This window comes from Arhodomonas sp. KWT (assembly GCF_010993615.1).
On sequence record NZ_WNXE01000912.1, the window covers coordinates 1 to 677 of the forward strand.

Genomic DNA, 677 nt, shown 5'->3' on the forward strand with positions numbered 1-677 from the left:
GCCCTCGTGCTCGCGCTCGTCGCCCTGCTGGCCCTGCTGCCGGCGCTGCTGCGCCCGGACGCGCAGGCCCGGGCGAAAGACGAGGCCGGGCGGATCGCCGCGGACGCCGCGACCCGGCTCGGCAACCGCGTCACCACCGCCCTCGAGCGTGTGGAGGACGCCGGCGACGGGACCGCGCTGCGGAATGCGTTCCCCGCCGCGCAGCGCATCCGGCACATCCCCCCCGCCGGCCTGGCCCCGGCACCCCGTGCGGAGCCACCGGTGGGCTATGCCCTGGCGGAGCAGGTGGCGCGCTGCCTGCGTACCGGCAGGTCGAGCGTGGAGGTCCATCTGCCCGGCTCGGCACGGGCACAGCTCAATCTCGTCGCGGCCGCCGGCAACGACGCGGGGGCGTGGCTGGTGACCCTGCCCGTGTCACGGCTCCTGGACTGGGCCTCCCCCGGCAAGGCCGCCGCCGCGATCCGTCACGGCGATACCGTGCTCGTACAAAGCGGCAGGGTCGACGGACCGAATGCCAGCGCTCCGGTGCCGGGACAGGTCTGGTCGGTGGCGGTACAGCAGCCGCCGCCGCGGCTGCCACTGGACATCCCGGGCGCCTGGCTCGCCGTGCTCGGGCTCGCCGGGCTGGTAACCGGCGGCGCCGGCGCCTACCTTCGCCGGTGCGGCGCACCGGCGGC

At 76.8% G+C, this 677-nt stretch carries 1 protein-coding gene; it reads left to right on the forward strand.

Annotated elements, in window-relative coordinates; genetic code table 11:
* The coding region (locus tag G7A99_RS23245; RefSeq protein ID WP_205600031.1) for a hypothetical protein at window positions 1–677 on the forward strand (677 nt) is incomplete at both ends.